Source organism: Citrobacter sp. CK189 (assembly GCF_030333505.1).
In the GTDB taxonomy this organism is placed as follows: domain Bacteria; phylum Pseudomonadota; class Gammaproteobacteria; order Enterobacterales; family Enterobacteriaceae; genus Citrobacter_B; species Citrobacter_B koseri.
On the sequence record NZ_JAOWFV010000038.1, the window covers coordinates 270,014 to 287,602 of the forward strand.

Sequence of the window (17,589 nt, forward strand, 5' to 3'; positions counted from 1 at the left end):
CGATGTCTGAGAATAAATTAAACGTTATCGATTTGCACAAGCGCTACGGCGAACATGAGGTGCTGAAAGGGGTATCGCTACAGGCTAACGCCGGAGATGTGATCAGTATTATCGGATCGTCTGGCTCCGGTAAGAGTACCTTTCTGCGCTGTATTAACTTCCTCGAAAAACCGAGCGAAGGGTCGATTGTGGTGAGCGGCCAGAATATTTCCCTGGTGCGTGATAACGACGGTCAGCTCAAGGTCGCCGATAAAAACCAGCTGCGGTTGCTGCGTACGCGCCTGACGATGGTATTTCAGCACTTCAATCTCTGGAGCCACATGACGGTGCTGGAGAACGTTATGGAAGCGCCGATTCAGGTGCTGGGATTAAGCAAACATGAAGCGCGCGAGCGTGCGGTGAAATACCTGGCGAAAGTCGGTATTGATGAACGTGCGCAGGGAAAATACCCGGTACACCTCTCCGGTGGTCAGCAGCAGCGCGTCTCAATTGCCCGCGCGTTGGCGATGGAACCTGAGGTGCTGCTGTTTGATGAGCCGACATCGGCGCTTGACCCCGAACTGGTAGGCGAAGTCTTGCGTATCATGCAGCAGTTAGCGGAAGAGGGGAAAACGATGGTGGTGGTGACGCATGAAATGGGGTTTGCCCGCCATGTTTCCACCCATGTGATTTTCCTGCATCAGGGGAAAATCGAAGAAGAAGGCGATCCAGAGCAGGTATTCGGCAACCCGCAAAGCCCGCGTTTGCAACAGTTCCTGAAAGGCTCGCTGAAGTAGCGGTTTATCCGTCGCTCAGAGAAACAATTTTGCCCGGTGGCGCTGTGCTTACCGGGCCGACACGTAGGCCGGATAAGGCATCGCCGCCATCCGGCGATTATCGCCCCATCTCGCTTTCCAGACGGTATACCCATTCGTCATACCGGATGCCGTTCACCTCATAGGCGTTTTCCAGCACCTGAGTCCGCGTAAAACCACGCTTTTCCAGCACGCGCACAGACGCGTGATTCTCTGCCAGCACATAGGCGTTTATCGCTTTCACGCTGGTATGCGTAAAGGCGTAATCGCAGACGGCATATAAGGCTTCTGTGGCGATCCCTCTCCCTTGCGCTTCCGGGAGCACCGTATAGCCGATATCGGCTTCCTGCGGATAATGGTGGCTAATTTGTAAGCCAATGTCGCCCAAAGGCTTATCGCTGTTATGCAGGCGGATGACGAAGGTATGCTTTGAGACGAGGCGACGGGCGAACAGCAGGCGAGTGTCTTTTTCCGGCGTGATATCAGCCATATAACGCATGATTTCAGGGTTTTCACGCAGTGCGAGAAAAAAGGACCAGTCAGTAGGTTGAAAAAGGGAGAGGGTCAATCGGGAGGTGGTTATTATCGCCATAAAATCGCCATTCCAGAAGTCAGGCATACTACCTTACCACCGGAATGGCTACAGTGACCAGGTGAATGGTTTAACGGATCACATCGGCCAGCGCTTCTTCTAAATCGTACCAGCGAAATGAAAACCCCGCCGCCTCCAGTCTTTTTGGCAATGCGCGCTGTCCGCCCAGCACCAGTACCGATGATTCCCCCATTAACAGGCGGATGACGGTCGCGGGAACGCGCAGGATTGCGGGGCGGTTCAGCGCATGGCCCAGCGCATGGGCGAACTGTTCATTACGAACCGGATAAGGCGAGACCATATTGAACGGGCCGCGCAGGTCGTTATCCAGCAGCCAGAGAATACCGTTTACCATATCATCGATATGGATCCAGGCCAGATACTGACGCCCATTGCCAATTGGCCCTCCCAGCCCCAGGCGAAACGGCGGGATCATTTTGGCCAGAATGCCGCCTTCCGGCGCCAGGACGACGCCGGTGCGTAGCAGACAAACGCGCGTTTTATCACTTTGCGCGCTACAGGCAATCTGCTCCCAACGCGCGCATAACTTATGGGTAAATTCGTTATGCGGCGGTTCTTCTTCCGTTACGACAACTTCGCCCAGATCGCCGTAATAGCCTGCGGCAGACCCGGAAATTAACGCGGCCGGGGGCGTCTCGCTGGCGTTGATCAAATCCGCCAGCTTTTGCGTGATGGACCAGCGGCTTTGACACAAACGCTCTTTTTGCTGCGCGGTCCAGCGTTTGTCGGCGATAGGCTCGCCAGCAAGGTTGACCACGGCGTCTATGTCGTTGAGGTTTTGCCTGTCCTCCAGCCCTTTCCACAGCGCAACCCGGGAGTCGAGAAGCTGACGCGCCTTATCGGGACTCCGTGTGACGACCGTCACCTGATGCCCCAGCTCCAGCAGACGGGGAATCAGGTGGCGTCCTATCAGGCCAGTACCGCCGGTAATCAGAATCTGCATGTTTCCTCCCGGATAGCGCTTAACGTCGCCAGCTGAGCGTCATGGAGACGGAATCGGCATAACGCAGCGCATGAAGTTTGTCGATCTCTACTTCAGCATAAGTGACCCAGTGATGTTCGCGTGCGATGTCGAGCACATCCTGAGTTAATTTTTCTAACAGCGAGAATCGGTTGCTCTCCACATGCTGAATAATGTTTTTTGTGATGGTGCGGTAATTCAGCGCGTCGTTGATGTCCTCGCTTACGCGGGCTTTTTCCGCCGGATAGTGAATGGCAACGTTAATAACGATATCCTGGCGGTTGAGGATCTCTTCCTCTTTGATACCGATAAACGTGCGCAGACGAAGGTTTTTTATACGAATAATAGCGTCAGGTTGTGACATTGCAGGCGTCCTCCATGGTTGAACCTTTGCATGATACACGAGAACCCGGCCGCGTTATTCGCTCTGACTCTCAGGCTTCTGCTAAGGCCGCAGTCTTGCGCGTTCTGTTGCCGGGCTCAGTATGAGTTTTCATCAGGTGACAGTATGCGAAAGACTCTATATTTTGAGAGAAAGCCCAAAGAACGAAGAGGACATTATGAGCAAACCCGAGATTACGCTTTGGTCAGACGCTAACTTTTTCTCTCCTTACGTCTTATCCGTTTATGTTGCCTTGCAGGAGAAAGGACTGCCTTTTAGCCTCAAAACCGTTGACCTGAGCAGCGGCGAGCATTTGCAGCCCTCATGGCAGGGCTACGCGTTAACGCGCCGCGTCCCGGTGCTGGAAATCGATGGCTTCGAGCTTAGCGAGTCGTCGGCGATTACCGAGTATCTGGAAGATCGCTTTGCGCCGCCGCAGTGGGAGCGCATCTACCCGCACGATCTGCAAAAACGCGCCCGCGCGCGCCAGATTCAGGCGTGGTTACGCAGTGATTTAATGCCCATTCGCGAGGAACGTTCGACGGATGTGGTCTTTGCGGCGGCCAGGAAAGGCCCGTTAAGCGAAGCGGGGAAAGAGAGCGCGGCAAAACTGGTGGCGACGGCCAGTGGTTTGCTCGCTCACGGTAAGCCGAATTTATTTGGCGAATGGTGTATTGCGGATACCGATTTGGCGCTCATGCTTAACCGCCTCGTACTGAATGGCGACGAGATTCCTGAGGCACTGGCGGAATATGCAGCATTCCAGTGGCAGCGCGCCTCCGTTCAACGTTTTATTGCGCTTTCCGCAAAGCGTTCCGGCTGATAATCCGCGTATAATCCAGTATCATAGAGCGGTTTTTTATGACGAGGAGTGAGTGATGAAACTGATGTTTGCATCGGACATTCATGGTTCGTTACCTGCGACAGAGCGCGTACTTGAACGGTTTGCGCAAAGTGGCGCGCAATGGCTGGTGATACTGGGTGATGTGCTTTATCACGGGCCGCGTAACGCGCTGCCGGAAGGCTACGCACCGGCGCAGGTGGCAGAACGCCTGAACGAGCAGGCGGCGCGTATTATTGCGGTACGGGGAAACTGTGACAGCGAAGTGGATCAGATGCTGCTCCATTTCCCGATAACCGCGCCGTGGCAGCAAGTGCTGCTGGAAAACCGGCGCATCTTCCTGACCCACGGACACCTGTTCGGGACGGATAATGTACCCGCGTTAAATGCGGGCGACGTTCTTGCTTATGGGCATACTCATCTGCCGGTCGCTGAAAAACGCGGCGAGCTGTATCACTTTAATCCAGGCTCAGTCAGCATCCCGAAAGGTGGGTTTGCAGCAAGCTACGGCATTCTGGATGATAATGTTTTGAGCGTAATCGCACTCAATGATCAAAGTATCATTGCGCAGGTCGCGATTAATCCGTAATTTACCCCACAATTGTAAATGCGCCGTAAGAGCGCCAGAAAAAGAAGGTTTCCTGATGGTGGAACAGCGTCGTTTGGCAAGTACTGAATGGGTGGATATTGTGAATGAAGAGAACGAAGTCATTGCGCAATCCAGCCGGGAGCAAATGCGAGCGCAGCGCTTACGTCATCGTGCAACGTATATCGTCGTGCATGATGGTATGGGCAAAATTCTGGTTCAACGCCGTACTGAGACAAAAGACTTTTTGCCCGGCATGTTAGATGCCACCGCAGGTGGGGTGGTGCAGGCCGATGAGCAACTGCTGGAGTCTGCACGACGTGAAGCGGAAGAAGAACTGGGTATCGCAGGCGTGCCGTTTGCTGAGCACGGTCAGTTCTATTTTGAAGATGATAATTGCCGTGTCTGGGGCGGATTATTTAGCTGCGTTTCTCATGGGCCATTCGCGCTTCAGGAAGAAGAGATCAGCGAAGTCTGCTGGCTGACGCCGGAAGAAATTACGGCGCGTTGCGATGAGTTCACCCCGGACTCATTGAAAGCGCTGGCGTTGTGGATGACCCGCAATGCCAACAATGAATCGGCAAAGCAAGAGAAGCAAGAAGAGACGGAATAAGGTCTCTAACAGCTATCCCGCAGGCATAAACTGGAGGCGATCTGTTTCCGATCGCTCCAGTTGCCATCCTTCAGACGTTCCAGCAGCGCGCGTCCGGCTTCAAGTCCTATCTTACGATGCGGTACGGCCATTGTCGTTAACGGCGGCTGACAAACCCGGCTCACATCGCTGTCGCCGAATCCTACCACCGCCAGATCGTCAGGGACTTTGATCCGTCTGCGCTGACACTCATATAACGCACCGCAAGCCAGCTCATCGGATACGCACACCAGCGCGTCCAGCTCGGGCCACGCCAGAATAAATTCGGGAAGCTGTGAGGCGCCGGTGGAAAAGTTTGGCGGCAGGGCGGCGTTAATCACGCGATTGGGCGACATATGGTGGCGCAACATCGCCTTGTACCAGCCCTGCAAATGCTGTTGAAAGATCCACTGCTCCTGATTGGCGCAAAGCAGGCCAATATTCTGATAACCGCGCTGAATGAGCATTTCGGTCAGTTCGTACATTGCCGCGACGTTATCAATACCGATATTCATATCAATCGGATCGGTACGAATGGCGCCAATTTCCATCACCGGAATCGACGCGTTTTTTAACCAGTGACGCACCGTGTCGCTGTGCTCGACGCTGAGTAAGATGGCGGCGGCGATGTTGGAGGCCAGCAGCGTCTCCAGCAGTTTCTCTTCCTGTTCGAGATGGTGAAGGGACTCCGCCAGCATAATCTGGTATCCCGCAGGCTGTAAAACTTGCTGAAGTCCGGCAAACATTTCTGAACAACCGGCTTCCGTGAGGTTCGGGACGACCATCGCGATGGTCCGTGACGAGGCGGAAGCCAGCGCGCTTGCGGCAAGATTAGGCATGTAACCGAGTTCATTCACTGCGGCTTCGATTTTTTCCCGGAGTTTATCGGAAACTTGCTCAGGCGTGCGTAACGCACGGGACACGGTCATGGTGCCGACACCGGCAAGCTGAGCAACATCGGCGATGGTCACCTTACCAGTACTACGCCGTTTTCGAGTTATAGACATACAGATTCCTGCGCAATTACAACGTATTGAGATGTTTTTTTTATTGTCATTCATCGCTTCACGGGAATAGCAGTATACGCCTTAAATCCGGTTTAAGGCTGTGATTTCACGCGTTGATTGTATTTTGATAGCGCTATCACATATCTGATTGATAACTTTTGATAGCGCTATCTTTGTGAATATGATCACAGATAAGGTTTCAGCGCTTGAATAAAGTTTGCTCATATCTGGCAATCACGCGAGGAGGATATGTGCTCAATCACTGGCTAACGGATGCAACCATCATGCGGCAGGCGAGGGTGGAAAACTGGCCGCAGGCGCTGGAAATATGCGCCAGACCGCTGCTGGATGCTGGCGTTATCACACCTGAATATCTGACGGCGATTGTTGAGCAGCATCATAAGCTGGGCGCGTATTACGTTCTGGCGCCGGGTCTGGCGATGCCGCATGCGCGACCGGAAGAGGGAGCAAAGGGATTAGGCTTGTCGTTGTTAAAGCTGGAGCAGGGGGTCTCATTTGGGGCGGGCGAGTTCGATCCGGTGGATATCATCGTGATGCTCGCGGCACCCGACAAACACAGCCATATTGAAATGATTTCGGCGCTGGCAGAGTTATTTTCCAGCGATGACGATATGGATAAATTACATCAGGCGAAGTCGCTGGAGGAAATAAAAACAATAATCGCACGTTTCTAATTTAATTACGCATTCCGAATTACCTGACACATTACGCGCCTGCGTGATGCGGGCGTACTCTACTTAAAAGAAGGTGATGATAATGAAAATTATGGCTATTTGCGGTTCTGGCCTGGGCAGTAGTTTTATGGTCGAAATGAATATTAAAAAAGTGCTCAGGAAGCTTGAAATTGATGCCGATGTTGAGCATTCCGATCTCTCCTCGGCGACGCCTGGCGCTGCGGATCTGTTTGTCATGGCGAAAGATATTGCCGCCAGCGCCAGCGTGCCGGAAAGCCAGCTGGTGGTGATTAATAACATTATCGATATTAATGAACTTGAAGCGCAGCTGCGCGCCTGGTTCGCCAAACAATAACCTTATTGCAAGCGAGGCGGATATGTTTATCCTTGAAACGCTGAATTTTGTTGTTGATATCTTAAAAGTGCCCTCGGTGCTGGTGGGGTTAATTGCCTTAATTGGCCTTGTCGCGCAGAAAAAAGCGTTTTCCGATGTGGTGAAAGGCACGATTAAAACTATTTTAGGTTTTATTGTACTGGGCGGCGGCGCAACGGTACTGGTCGGGTCTTTAAATCCACTCGGCGGAATGTTTGAACATGCATTTAATATCCAGGGGATTATTCCAAATAACGAAGCGATTGTTTCCATTGCGCTGGAAAAATACGGGGCGTCTACGGCGCTGATCATGGCCTTTGGCATGGTGGCGAATATTGTGGTCGCCCGTTTTACCCGTCTGAAATACATCTTTCTGACAGGACACCATACGTTTTATATGGCCTGTATGATCGGCGTAATCCTGACGGTTGCCGGTTTTGACGGCGTTGGTCTCGTCTTTACCGGATCGCTGATTCTGGGGCTGGTGATGGCCTTTTTCCCGGCGCTGGCGCAGCGCTATATGAAGCGTATCACCGGCACTGATGATATCGCGTTTGGTCACTTCGGCACGCTGGGTTATGTGCTGTCCGGCTGGATCGGCAGCCTTTGTGGTAAAGGTTCCCGCTCTACCGAAGAGATGAACCTGCCTAAAAACTTAAGCTTCCTGCGCGACAGTTCGATCTCTATCTCTCTGACCATGATGATTATCTATCTGATCATGGCGGTAAGCGCGGGGCGTGAATATGTCGAGAGCACCTTCAGCGGCGGTCAGAACTACCTGGTCTACGCCATCATTATGGCGATCACCTTTGCGGCGGGCGTGTTCATCATCCTACAGGGCGTACGTCTGATTCTGGCGGAAATCGTACCGGCCTTTACCGGATTCTCAGAAAAACTGGTGCCGAACGCCCGCCCGGCGCTGGACTGCCCGGTCGTCTATCCGTATGCGCCTAACGCGGTGCTGATTGGCTTCCTGTTTAGCTTCCTTGGCGGCCTGGTCGGTCTGTTCCTGCTCGGACAGATGAAGCTGGTGCTGATCCTGCCGGGCGTGGTGCCGCACTTCTTTACCGGTGCGACGGCTGGTGTATTTGGTAATGCTACTGGCGGGCGGCGCGGCGCGATGATCGGCGCATTTGCCAACGGTCTGTTGATCACCTTCCTGCCCGTTCTGCTGCTGCCCGTGCTGGGGGCGATCGGCTTTGCGAATACGACCTTCTCAGACGCTGATTTCGGCGCAGTGGGGATTGTGCTGGGCAATCTGGCGCGCTACCTGTCGCCGCTTGCCATCACAGGGCTTGTTGTGGCGTTGTTCGTGCTGCTGGTGGCGTACAACGTGTTTGCGAAAAACAAATCTGCGGGGGGTAGCACGCAGGAGAATACCGGAGCCAAATTATGAATGTGAATGAAGTTACTCAACTGGCGCGCGATATTCGCGTTGCCACTCTTAAGTCATTGACGCAGCTTGGCTTTGGCCACTACGGTGGCAGCATGTCGGTAGTGGAGACGCTGGCGGTGCTGTACGGCGCGGTGATGAAGATTGACCCGGCCGACCCCGACTGGCCGGAGCGCGATTACTTTGTGCTGTCTAAAGGTCATGCTGGCCCGGCGCTCTACAGCACGCTGGCGATTAAAGGTTACTTTCCGACAGAAGAACTGAACACGCTTAATCAGAACGGCACCCGTCTGCCGAGCCATCCAGACAGGTTAAAAACGCGCGGCGTGGATGCGACGACCGGTTCACTGGGGCAGGGGATCTCGATTGCCGGGGGGATGGCGCTGTCGCACAAACTTGCCGGGCGCCCGAATCGGGTATTTTGTATCGTCGGCGACGGCGAGCTGAATGAAGGGCAGTGCTGGGAAGCGTTTCAGTTTATCGCCCATCATCGCCTGAACAACCTGACGGTGTTTATCGACTGGAACAAGCAGCAGCTGGACGGCGAACTGGATGAGATTATTTGCCCGTTCGATCTGGAAGGGAAATTCCGCGCTTTCGGTTTTGATGTTGTCACCGTGAAAGGCGATGACATTGCCCGGCTGCTGGAGGTCGTTCAGCCGGTTCCGGCGGCGGATGCCCGTCCGCGCGTGGTGATCCTCGACAGTATTAAAGGACAGGGCGTGCCCTACCTGGAGCAATTAAGCAACTCCCACCACCTGCGTCTGACCGATGAGATGAAAAAGGCGCTTAACGAGACGATTCGCCAACTGGAGGCCGCGCATGATTAAGGTTGCACCCGCGGGACAAAAAGAGAGCATGGAAATGCGTAAAGTGTACGCCGGATTTGTGGCGGAGCAGATAGAGGCCGGAAGCCAGATTATCGCACTTGAAGCGGATCTCATGAGTTCTATGGCGATGGACGGTGTTGCGAGGGATTATCCTCAGCATGTGATCAACTGCGGCATTATGGAAGCCAATGTGATCGGCACTGCGGCAGGGCTATCGCTCACCGGACGCAAACCGTTTGTCCATACCTTCACCGCCTTTGCCAGCCGTCGCTGTTTTGATCAGCTGTTTATGTCGCTTGATTACCAGCGCAACAACGTCAAGGTGATCGCGTCGGATGCCGGCGTGACTGCCTGCCATAACGGCGGCACCCATATGTCTTTTGAAGATATGGGCATTGTGCGCGGGCTGGCGCATTCGGTCGTGCTGGAAGTGACCGATGCCGTCATGTTTAAGGATATTTTGCGCCAGCTTATCGATCTTGAGGGTTTTTACTGGGTTCGAACCATCCGCAAACAGGCCCCGAGCATTTATGCGCCGGGATCGACGTTCACCATCGGTAAAGGGAATGTTCTGCGTGAAGGCAGTGATATCACGCTGATTGCCAACGGCATTATGGTTGCCGAGGCGCTGGAGGCGGCGCGCCAGCTGGAGCAGGATGGCGTGAACGCGGCGGTTATCGATATGTTTACCCTCAAGCCTATCGACCGCATGCTGGTGAAAAATTACGCGGAGAAAACCGGGCGAATCGTCACCTGTGAAAACCACAGCATTCATAATGGACTTGGGTCGGCCGTGGCTGAAGTGCTGGTTGAAACGTGCCCGGTGCCCATGCGCCGCGTCGGCGTTAAAGAGCGTTATGGTCAGGTCGGAACGCAGGATTTCTTGCAGAAGGAGTATGGTTTGACCGCAGAGGCTATTGTGGAAGCGGCGAAAACGCTGCTGTAATAACGATGTATTGTTGCCGGATGGCGCTGCCGCTTATCCGGCCTACAATAACCTGACTCGTAGGCCGGATAAGACGCACTAGTTAACGTTATGGTCAGGTCGGGACGCAGGATTTCTTGCAGAAGGAGTATGGTTTGACCGCAGAGGCCATTGTGGAAGCGGCGAAAACGCTGCTGTAATAACGATGTGTTGTTGCCGGATGGCGCTACCGCTTATCCGGCCTACAATAACCTGACTCGTAGGCCGGATAAGACGCGCCAGCGTCGCCATCCGGCATTTGTGATCAATGGTATCCCATCAACTGCGCGCCGATAACCACCACGCTGGACATGATAAACAGCAATCCCAGCAGCGTCGCGCCAACCTTCAGCCAGTTGCGAAAATCGACCCGGCACACGCCTAATGTCGCCATTAACGATGCGGACGTTGGATAGATGATGTGGCTGAAGCCATCGCCAAACTGGAAGGCCAGTACCGTAACCTGACGATTTACGCCTACCAGATCGCCTAACGGAGCCAGAAGCGGCATCGTTAACGCCGCCTGACCGGAACCGGAGGTAACAAAGAAATTGAATACGGCCTGAAACAGCAGCATAAACCATGCAGCGACAGCGTTGTTCAGACCGCTAATACCGTGAGCAATACTGTTCAACAGGGTATTTAACACGCTGGCGTCGCCCGCCTCGCCGTTGCCCACGAGCAATAAAATACCTTTGGCGAAGCCGACCAGCAGGGCCGGGGCAATCATCATTCTGGCGCCTTCGGTGAACGAGGAGGCCATGATGTTCACCGTCATACCGTTGAGACGGAAAATAACCCCAATGATGCCAATGACCACGCCCATCGTGAAGAACTGGCTGGCAATCTCAGGAATAAACCACGCGTGAACAATCACTCCCCAGATAACCCAAATCATCACCCCGGTCAGCACAATCAGCACCAGCCAGTCGCCAGCGGTGAAAGGACGTTGGGCGATTTCGTCCTGCTTCTCACGAAAATAGCGATCGGATTCATGGACGCGCGACAGATGGGGATTCTTTTTCACCCGCGCGGCATAGGTCAGGGTAAAAAGAAGACCAATCAGTGTGGAAACGAACCACACAACAATGCGCAAGCCAGAGCCGGAAAGGACCGGTACGCCCGCAATCCCCTGCGCGACCACGACGCAAAACGGGTTCATCCATGAACTGGCAAAACCAATCTGGGTAGCGATATAGGTGACCAGTACGGTGGTAATGCTGTCATAGCCCAGGCGTACCATCAGCGGCGCGATAATAATCGCAAAGGCGACGGCCTCTTCCCCCATACCAAAAACCGCGCCGCCCAGTGAGAAGAGGATGAACAGCACCGGGATAAACAGCACCTCATTGCCGCGCGTATGGCGTATCAGAGCCAGAATACCGTTATCAATGGTGCCTGTGCGCATGACGATGCCGAACGCGCCGCCGATCACCAGCATAAACATGATGATGCCGACAGCCGTGCCGAATTTAGAACCGGAGGTTAATCCTTCGAACGGGAAATTCATTAAGCCGGGTCTTTCATCGCCGGTTGTAAAGAGCTGGACGCGGTGATACTGCGCTTCACCGGCTTCGTTGGTGAGAATACGAAAAGAGTGGGGATCGACCACTTTGCGGGTTTTCGTCTGCCCGTCAACCTGATACTGCACCTCCTGGCTGTCGAACATTCCGACGGGAACAACCCAGGTGGCAAGACTGGTCAGAATGGCGACGAAAAAAATAATCACCAGCGTATCGGGCATCGCCCATTTTTTGGCAGACCGCGATTGCGATTCTGTTACTGCGGACATAACACACTATCCCTGTTGCAAGGCAAAGAGATAATTATGCGAACAGAGGAATAGTTATTCATTGATACAGCGCAGCTAAGCAGGAAAATAGGATTTCGTTCATGCCGGTTCGGCGGGCATAAAAAATCTGGAAATAATCGCTATTTCCAGACCTTAGGTATGAAGTGCTGGCCGGATAAGGACGCCTTAGCGTCGCTATCCGGCACACAAAGCAGATTACTGCTGTTGCTGTGAAGACTGAATCGCGGTCAGAGCGATGGTGTAGACGATATCATCTACCAGCGCGCCACGGGACAGGTCGTTCACCGGCTTGCGCATACCCTGTAGCATCGGCCCGATGGAGATCAGGTCGGCAGAACGCTGTACCGCTTTGTAGGTGGTGTTACCGGTGTTCAGATCCGGGAAGATGAACACGGTCGCGCGACCTGCAACCGGAGAGTTCGGCGCTTTGGATTTCGCAACATCAGCCATGACTGCGGCGTCGTATTGCAGCGGGCCGTCGATCATCAGGTCAGGACGTTTTTCCTGCGCCAGACGGGTCGCTTCACGCACTTTCTCTACGTCGCTGCCTGCGCCAGAGGTGCCGGTGGAGTAGGATAGCATCGCAACGCGCGGTTCGATGCCGAAGGCAATTGCGGATTCCGCAGACTGGATGGCGATTTCAGCCAGCTGTTCTGCCGTCGGGTCCGGGTTGATCGCACAGTCGCCGTAAACGTAAACCTGTTCCGGCAGCAGCATGAAGAACACGGAAGAGACCAGAGAGCTGCCTGGTGCTGTTTTGATCAGCTGTAGCGGCGGACGAATGGTGTTTGCCGTGGTGTGAACCGCACCGGAAACCAGACCGTCAACTTCATCCTGTTCCAGCATCAGCGTACCGAGAACCACGTTGTCTTCCAGCTGCTCGCGGGCGACGGTTTCGGTCATGCCTTTGCTCTTACGCAGCTCAACCAGACGAGCGACATAGCTTTCGCGAACCACTTCCGGGTCGACGATTTCAATGCCTGCGCCCAGTTCTACGCCCTGAGAGGCGGCAACGCGGTTGATCTCTTCCGGGTTACCCAGCAGGACGCAAGTCGCGATGCCACGTTCAGCACAGATGGCTGCCGCTTTAACGGTACGCGGTTCGTCGCCTTCCGGCAGAACGACGCGTTTACCGGCTTTACGCGCCAGCTCGGTCAGCTGGTAGCGGAATGCAGGCGGAGACAGACGACGGCTGCGCTCAGAGGTCGCGGTCAGGGATTCAATCCAGTCAGCGTTGATGTAGTTAGCAACGTATTCCTGAACTTTTTCGATACGCTCATGGTCATCAACCGGAACTTCCAGGTTGAAGCTCTGTAGGCTCAGAGAGGTCTGCCAGGTGTTGGTGTTCACCATGAATACCGGCAGGCCGGTTGCGAAAGCACGTTCGCACAGTTTAGAGATGCGCGCGTCCATTTCGTAGCCGCCGGTCAGCAGCAGAGCGCCGATTTCCACGCCGTTCATTGCCGCCAGGCAAGCCGCAACCAGTACGTCAGGACGGTCAGCAGAAGTCACCAGCAGAGAACCCGCACGGAAGTGCTCCAGCATGTGCGGAATGCTGCGCGCGCAGAACGTGACAGACTTCACGCGACGGGTGTTGATATCGCCTTCGTTCACAACGGTAGCGTTCAGGTGACGCGCCATGTCGATCGCACGGGTTGCAATCAGATCGAAGCTCCACGGCACCGCGCCCAGAACCGGCAGCGGGCTGGATTCCTGGAGTTTAGCCGGATCGACTTTCACCACTTTCGCTTTGGAAGAGTCGTCGAAAATCTCAGACAGATCCGGGCGGGTACGGCCCTGCTCATCAACCGGTGCGTTCAGTTTGTTAACAATAACGCCGGTGATGTTGGTGTTTTTCGCGCCGCCGAAGCTGCTGCGAGTCAGTTCGATACGCTCATTCAGTTGTTCCGGGGTGTCGGTGCCCTGAGACATCACGAAGACGATTTCCGCATTCAGCGTTTTCGCGATTTCGTAGTTCAGAGACTGAGCGAACTGGTGTTTACGCGTCGGAACCAGGCCTTCAACCAGCACCACTTCCGCATCTTTGGTGTTCGCGTGATAGTTCGCGATGATCTCTTCCATCAGCACATCTTTCTGATTGCTGGACAGCAGAGATTCAACGTGGCTCATCTTCAGCGGTTCAGCCGCCGGGACAGACGAGTTTGCACGAACGATAGCGGTAGTCTGGTCTGGCGCATTGCCACCCGCGCGCGGTTGAGCGATTGGCTTAAAGACACTCAGACGAACGCCTTTGCGTTCCATAGCACGGATGACGCCAAGGCTGACGCTGGTCAGGCCGACGCTGGTTCCGGTAGGGATCAGCATAATAATACGGGACACGGTTTATCCTCTTTCGTTACCGCCGGTTTCAGGCGGGTTACAAAACAGCACCGCCAGCTAGGCTGGCGGTGTAAAATCAGGCAGTCAGACGGCTCGCGTCTTGCGCGATAACCAGTTCTTCGTTGGTTGGGATAACCACCGCAGGACGGGTACCTTCTTTGTTGATGAAACCAGATTTGCCGAAACGGGCAGCCAGGTTACGTTCGTGATCGACTTCAAAGCCCAGCACGCCCAGTTTGCCCAGAGACAGCTCACGCACCATCGCCGCGTTTTCACCGATACCGCCAGTGAAGACCACTGCGTCCAGACGACCTTCCATCAGCGCGGTGTAAGAGCCGATGTATTTCGCCAGACGGTGGCAGTATACGTCCATCGCACGTTTTGCATCTTCTTTAGCGGTGTAGTTGTCTTCAACATAACGGCAGTCGCTGGTGACTTCGGTCAGACCCAACAGACCTGATTCTTTGGTCAGCATTTTGTTGATCTGATCGATGTTCATGCCCAGGTTGTCATGCAGGAAGAAGATGATTGCCGGGTCGATGTCACCGGTACGGGTGCCCATCACCAGACCTTCCAGCGGGGTCAGACCCATAGAGGTGTCAACGCACTGGCCGTTGCGGATTGCAGAAACGGAACCACCGTTGCCCAGATGGCAGGTGATGATGTTCAGTTCTTCAACCGGCTTGTTCAGCATTTTTGCGGCTTCCTGAGTCACATAGTAGTGGCTGGTGCCGTGGAAACCGTAACGACGTACGCCGTGTTCTTTGTACAGGCTGTACGGCAGGGCATACAGGTAAGACTCTTCCGGCATGGTCTGATGGAACGCGGTGTCGAACACGGCAACGTTCTTTTCTTTCAGTTCCGGGAAGGATTTCAGCGCTTCAGTAATCCCGATCAGGTGAGCCGGGTTGTGCAGCGGAGCGAACGGCGCAGCGTCTTTGATGCCCTGGATAACGGAGTCATCAATGACCACGGAGCTGGTATACTTCTCGCCGCCGTGTACGATACGGTGACCAATTGCGGTCAACTGCGCAGACAGTTCTGGTTTTTGTGCCAGAATAGTATTAACAATAAAGTTCAGCGCTTCACTGTGAGCGGCGCCTGCACCTAAAGCCGCTTCTTGTTTATTGCCGTCCATTTTCCATTTGATACGTGCTTCAGGAAGATGGAAACATTCGGCTAAACCAGAAAGGTATTCTTCACCGTTCGCTGCATCGATGATTGCAAATTTCAGTGAGGAGCTACCGCAGTTCAGAACCAGTACTAACTTACTCGACATGGAAGTACCTATTTATGATACGTGGCTAAAAAAACGTCAGTGAGCCATAGAGCGTAACGCATGATGACGCTGACGTTTATGATTAACATCATGCGCAATAATCTTTTTCGGCATGATGGAAGAAATACCTTTGAGTCTATGCCATTTTGCGTATTTTTCAGCCAATGGCATACTATATGTAAATTTGACGACTCAATGATTTTGGACTACTGGCCTTAGAGGCCGACACAGGATACCTGATAGTGGGTATCAATGACAAAATGTTTTGAACGATGTCCCTTGCAGTTGTTGTTTTGCACAAATTTTTGAATTTTTATATGTGAAGTTGAGGTAAAGCCATGTCGACACCGGATAATCGCTCCGTGAATTTTTTTAGTTTGTTTCGCCGGGGGCAGCACTACGCAAAGACGTGGCCGATGGAAAAGCGCCTTGCGCCGGTCTTTGTTGAGAACCGCGTGATTCGTATGACGCGTTACGCCATTCGCTTTATGCCGCCGATCGCGGTGTTTACGCTGTGCTGGCAAATCGCGCTGGGCGGTCAGTTAGGCCCGGCGGTTGCCACAGCCCTGTTTGCGCTCAGTTTACCGATGCAGGGCATGTGGTGGCTGGGAAAACGCTCCGTTACGCCACTCCCGCCTTCCATCCTGAACTGGTTCTATGAGGTTCGGGGAAAATTGCAGGAAGCCGGGCAGGCGTTGTCGCCAGTAGAAGGCAAGCCGGATTACCAGGCATTAGCTGACACGCTTAAGCGCGCCTTCAAACAACTGGATAAAACTTTCCTTGATGATTTGTAATTGACCCCTGATTACGCATATAAAAGAAGGCATACCAATGCCTTCTTTTTTTGACCGCAGTAGAGTGATACAGGAGTCCCAAAATGGAAATGACCAACGCTCAACGTCTGATTTTGTCTAACCAGTATAAAATGATGACCATGCTCGACCCGACCAACGCCGAGCGTTATCGCCGTCTGCAAACGATCATTGAACGCGGCTACGGCTTGCAGATGCGTGAGCTGGATCGTGAGTTTGGCGAACTGAAGGAAGAAACCTGCCGCACGATTATCGATATCATGGAGATGTATCACGCCTTACATGTGTCCTGGACTAACCTGAAAGACGCGCAGACCATTGACGAGCGTCGCGTGACGTTCCTCGGGTTTGATGCCGCAACCGAAGCGCGTTATCTGGGCTACGTTCGCTTTATGGTGAACGTGGAAGGGCGCTATACCCACTTTGATGCCGGTACGCATGGCTTTAATGCCCAGACGCCGATGTGGGAAAAATACCAGCGTATGCTGAATGTCTGGCACTCCTGCCCGCGCCAGTATCACCTGAGCTCGAACGAAATTAATCAGATTATCAATGCCTGAGGGGGTGAGCGTGCAGTGCAAAGGCTTTCTGTTTGATCTGGATGGAACGTTGGTTGACTCCTTACCCGTTGTAGAGCGGACATGGTGCAACTGGGCCGATCGTTTTGGCCTCACGCATGATGAAGTGCTGAGCTTTATTCATGGCAAGCAGGCTATCACCTCTCTGCGACACTTCATGGCGGGAAAGCCGGAAGAGGAGATCGCCGCAGAGTTTACCCGTCTGGAACAGATAGAAGCGACGGATACGGCAGGGATTGTGGCGTTGCCGGGCGCGGTCGAATTGCTGAACCATCTCAATAAAGCCGGTATCCCCTGGGCTATCGTTACTTCAGGCTCGATGCCGGTTGCGCGGGCGCGCCATCAGGCGGCCGGCCTTCCTGCGCCAGAGGTGTTTGTTACCGCTGAACGCGTGAAGCGCGGCAAACCGGAACCGGATGCCTATCTGCTGGGCGCCCAACTGCTTGGCCTCTCGCCGCAGGAATGCGCGGTGGTGGAAGACGCGCCTGCCGGGATTCTCTCCGGGCTGGCCGCCGGGTGTCATGTCATTGCGGTCAATGCGCCTGAGGACACGCCCCGCATTGCGGACGTCGATTTTGCCCTGAGCAGCCTTGAGCACATTTCCGTGACCAAACAGCCCAACGGAAACGTGGTCGTTCTTAGAAATACCTGAACATGATTTAGCCCCGCATTGTTGGGGCTTTTTTATGGCAGAATC

At 54.0% G+C, this 17,589-nt stretch carries 19 protein-coding genes; 12 read left to right on the forward strand and 7 right to left on the reverse strand.

The window, feature by feature from the left end; translation table 11 throughout:
* The first annotated feature begins 2 nt into the window (after window positions 1-2).
* Window positions 3-776 (forward strand): histidine ABC transporter ATP-binding protein HisP, encoded by a 774-nt coding sequence (gene hisP, locus OGV83_RS11245; RefSeq protein ID WP_012131464.1) that lies wholly within the window; start codon window positions 3-5, stop codon window positions 774-776.
* A 97-nt stretch (window positions 777-873) separates the two neighbouring features.
* Here the strand turns inward: hisP and OGV83_RS11250 are convergent, their stop codons facing one another.
* The 3 genes from OGV83_RS11250 to folX form a co-directional block, all read right to left on the reverse strand.
* Window positions 874-1,386 (reverse strand): GNAT family N-acetyltransferase, encoded by a 513-nt coding sequence (locus tag OGV83_RS11250; protein ID WP_049008706.1) that lies wholly within the window; start codon window positions 1,384-1,386, stop codon window positions 874-876.
* 70 nt (window positions 1,387-1,456) lie between these two features.
* A complete protein-coding gene (locus tag OGV83_RS11255; protein WP_047462321.1) occupies window positions 1,457-2,350 on the reverse strand; it encodes a TIGR01777 family oxidoreductase in 894 nt (297 codons plus the stop codon).
* Window positions 2,351-2,369: 19 nt separating this feature from the next.
* On the reverse strand, window positions 2,370-2,732 hold the full coding sequence (gene folX, locus OGV83_RS11260) for a dihydroneopterin triphosphate 2'-epimerase (RefSeq protein ID WP_012131467.1): 363 nt from the start codon (window positions 2,730-2,732) through the stop codon (window positions 2,370-2,372).
* A gap of 196 nt (window positions 2,733-2,928) precedes the next feature.
* Between folX and yfcF the strand changes: the two genes are divergently transcribed.
* The 3 genes from yfcF to yfcD are packed head-to-tail and all read left to right on the forward strand — an operon-like array spanning window position 2,929 to window position 4,790.
* Window positions 2,929-3,573, forward strand: coding sequence for a glutathione transferase (gene yfcF / locus OGV83_RS11265; RefSeq protein ID WP_047462323.1), 645 nt, complete (start codon window positions 2,929-2,931; stop codon window positions 3,571-3,573).
* Window positions 3,574-3,628: 55 nt separating this feature from the next.
* On the forward strand, window positions 3,629-4,180 hold the full coding sequence (gene yfcE / locus OGV83_RS11270; protein WP_115614655.1) for a phosphodiesterase: 552 nt from the start codon (window positions 3,629-3,631) through the stop codon (window positions 4,178-4,180).
* A gap of 55 nt (window positions 4,181-4,235) precedes the next feature.
* Entirely contained in the window at window positions 4,236-4,790 is a 555-nt protein-coding gene (gene yfcD / locus OGV83_RS11275) for an NUDIX hydrolase YfcD (protein ID WP_012131470.1), read from the forward strand.
* A gap of 5 nt (window positions 4,791-4,795) precedes the next feature.
* Here the strand turns inward: yfcD and OGV83_RS11280 are convergent, their stop codons facing one another.
* Window positions 4,796-5,815, reverse strand: coding sequence for a LacI family DNA-binding transcriptional regulator (locus OGV83_RS11280; RefSeq protein WP_012131471.1), 1,020 nt, complete (start codon window positions 5,813-5,815; stop codon window positions 4,796-4,798).
* Between the two features lie 251 nt (window positions 5,816-6,066).
* On the opposite strand from OGV83_RS11280, the gene OGV83_RS11285 reads away from it, so the two are divergent.
* The 5 genes from OGV83_RS11285 to OGV83_RS11305 all read left to right on the forward strand — a co-directional run bounded on the left by OGV83_RS11285 (window position 6,067) and on the right by OGV83_RS11305 (window position 10,052).
* Window positions 6,067-6,510, forward strand: a complete 444-nt coding sequence (locus OGV83_RS11285; protein WP_134769200.1) for a PTS sugar transporter subunit IIA — start codon at window positions 6,067-6,069, stop codon at window positions 6,508-6,510.
* An 82-nt stretch (window positions 6,511-6,592) separates the two neighbouring features.
* The gene (locus OGV83_RS11290; RefSeq protein ID WP_024130155.1) at window positions 6,593-6,865 is read left to right on the forward strand and encodes a PTS sugar transporter subunit IIB; all 273 of its coding nucleotides are present in this window, start codon (window positions 6,593-6,595) and stop codon (window positions 6,863-6,865) included.
* Window positions 6,866-6,887: 22 nt separating this feature from the next.
* Window positions 6,888-8,279 carry a PTS ascorbate transporter subunit IIC gene (locus OGV83_RS11295; RefSeq protein ID WP_286463602.1) on the forward strand — a complete coding sequence of 464 codons (1,392 nt, stop codon included), beginning with the start codon at window positions 6,888-6,890 and terminating at the stop codon, window positions 8,277-8,279.
* On the forward strand, window positions 8,276-9,106 hold the full coding sequence (locus OGV83_RS11300; protein ID WP_049008599.1) for a transketolase: 831 nt from the start codon (window positions 8,276-8,278) through the stop codon (window positions 9,104-9,106). Before OGV83_RS11295 ends, OGV83_RS11300 begins: the two co-directional genes overlap by 4 nt.
* Window positions 9,099-10,052 (forward strand): transketolase family protein, encoded by a 954-nt coding sequence (locus OGV83_RS11305; protein ID WP_047462336.1) that lies wholly within the window; start codon window positions 9,099-9,101, stop codon window positions 10,050-10,052. The genes OGV83_RS11300 and OGV83_RS11305 overlap by 8 nt, the downstream gene beginning before the upstream one ends.
* Window positions 10,053-10,335: 283 nt before the next feature.
* Here the strand turns inward: OGV83_RS11305 and yfcC are convergent, their stop codons facing one another.
* The 3 genes from yfcC to ackA form a co-directional block, all read right to left on the reverse strand.
* Entirely contained in the window at window positions 10,336-11,862 is a 1,527-nt protein-coding gene (gene yfcC / locus OGV83_RS11310; RefSeq protein ID WP_286463604.1) for a putative basic amino acid antiporter YfcC, read from the reverse strand.
* Between the two features lie 216 nt (window positions 11,863-12,078).
* On the reverse strand, window positions 12,079-14,223 hold the full coding sequence (gene pta, locus OGV83_RS11315) for a phosphate acetyltransferase (RefSeq protein ID WP_024130156.1): 2,145 nt from the start codon (window positions 14,221-14,223) through the stop codon (window positions 12,079-12,081).
* A gap of 76 nt (window positions 14,224-14,299) precedes the next feature.
* Entirely contained in the window at window positions 14,300-15,502 is a 1,203-nt protein-coding gene (gene ackA / locus OGV83_RS11320) for an acetate kinase (RefSeq protein WP_012131481.1), read from the reverse strand.
* Between the two features lie 338 nt (window positions 15,503-15,840).
* On the opposite strand from ackA, the gene yfbV reads away from it, so the two are divergent.
* From yfbV to OGV83_RS11335, 3 genes are all read left to right on the forward strand, one after another.
* Entirely contained in the window at window positions 15,841-16,296 is a 456-nt protein-coding gene (yfbV, locus tag OGV83_RS11325) for a terminus macrodomain insulation protein YfbV (RefSeq protein WP_003028087.1), read from the forward strand.
* An 83-nt stretch (window positions 16,297-16,379) separates the two neighbouring features.
* Complete coding sequence (locus OGV83_RS11330; RefSeq protein WP_012131483.1) at window positions 16,380-16,874, forward strand: YfbU family protein; 495 nt, start codon at window positions 16,380-16,382, stop codon at window positions 16,872-16,874.
* Window positions 16,867-17,544, forward strand: a complete 678-nt coding sequence (locus OGV83_RS11335; protein ID WP_012131484.1) for a sugar phosphatase — start codon at window positions 16,867-16,869, stop codon at window positions 17,542-17,544. The genes OGV83_RS11330 and OGV83_RS11335 overlap by 8 nt, the downstream gene beginning before the upstream one ends.
* Window positions 17,545-17,589 lie beyond the last annotated feature (45 nt).

Coding starts and splice junctions, on each gene's coding strand:
- ackA (WP_012131481.1), bottom strand. CDS start 15,502: ATGTCGAGTAAGTTAGTACTGGTTCTGAACTGCGGTAGCTCCTCACTG.
- folX (WP_012131467.1), bottom strand. CDS start 2,732: ATGTCACAACCTGACGCTATTATTCGTATAAAAAACCTTCGTCTGCGC.
- yfcC (WP_286463604.1), bottom strand. CDS start 11,862: ATGTCCGCAGTAACAGAATCGCAATCGCGGTCTGCCAAAAAATGGGCG.
- OGV83_RS11295 (WP_286463602.1), top strand. CDS start 6,888: ATGTTTATCCTTGAAACGCTGAATTTTGTTGTTGATATCTTAAAAGTG.
- OGV83_RS11305 (WP_047462336.1), top strand. CDS start 9,099: ATGATTAAGGTTGCACCCGCGGGACAAAAAGAGAGCATGGAAATGCGT.
- OGV83_RS11290 (WP_024130155.1), top strand. CDS start 6,593: ATGAAAATTATGGCTATTTGCGGTTCTGGCCTGGGCAGTAGTTTTATG.
- hisP (WP_012131464.1), top strand. CDS start 3: ATGTCTGAGAATAAATTAAACGTTATCGATTTGCACAAGCGCTACGGC.
- OGV83_RS11280 (WP_012131471.1), bottom strand. CDS start 5,815: ATGTCTATAACTCGAAAACGGCGTAGTACTGGTAAGGTGACCATCGCC.
- OGV83_RS11250 (WP_049008706.1), bottom strand. CDS start 1,386: ATGGCGATAATAACCACCTCCCGATTGACCCTCTCCCTTTTTCAACCT.
- OGV83_RS11335 (WP_012131484.1), top strand. CDS start 16,867: ATGCCTGAGGGGGTGAGCGTGCAGTGCAAAGGCTTTCTGTTTGATCTG.
- OGV83_RS11330 (WP_012131483.1), top strand. CDS start 16,380: ATGGAAATGACCAACGCTCAACGTCTGATTTTGTCTAACCAGTATAAA.
- yfbV (WP_003028087.1), top strand. CDS start 15,841: ATGTCGACACCGGATAATCGCTCCGTGAATTTTTTTAGTTTGTTTCGC.
- OGV83_RS11300 (WP_049008599.1), top strand. CDS start 8,276: ATGAATGTGAATGAAGTTACTCAACTGGCGCGCGATATTCGCGTTGCC.
- yfcE (WP_115614655.1), top strand. CDS start 3,629: ATGAAACTGATGTTTGCATCGGACATTCATGGTTCGTTACCTGCGACA.
- yfcF (WP_047462323.1), top strand. CDS start 2,929: ATGAGCAAACCCGAGATTACGCTTTGGTCAGACGCTAACTTTTTCTCT.
- yfcD (WP_012131470.1), top strand. CDS start 4,236: ATGGTGGAACAGCGTCGTTTGGCAAGTACTGAATGGGTGGATATTGTG.
- OGV83_RS11255 (WP_047462321.1), bottom strand. CDS start 2,350: ATGCAGATTCTGATTACCGGCGGTACTGGCCTGATAGGACGCCACCTG.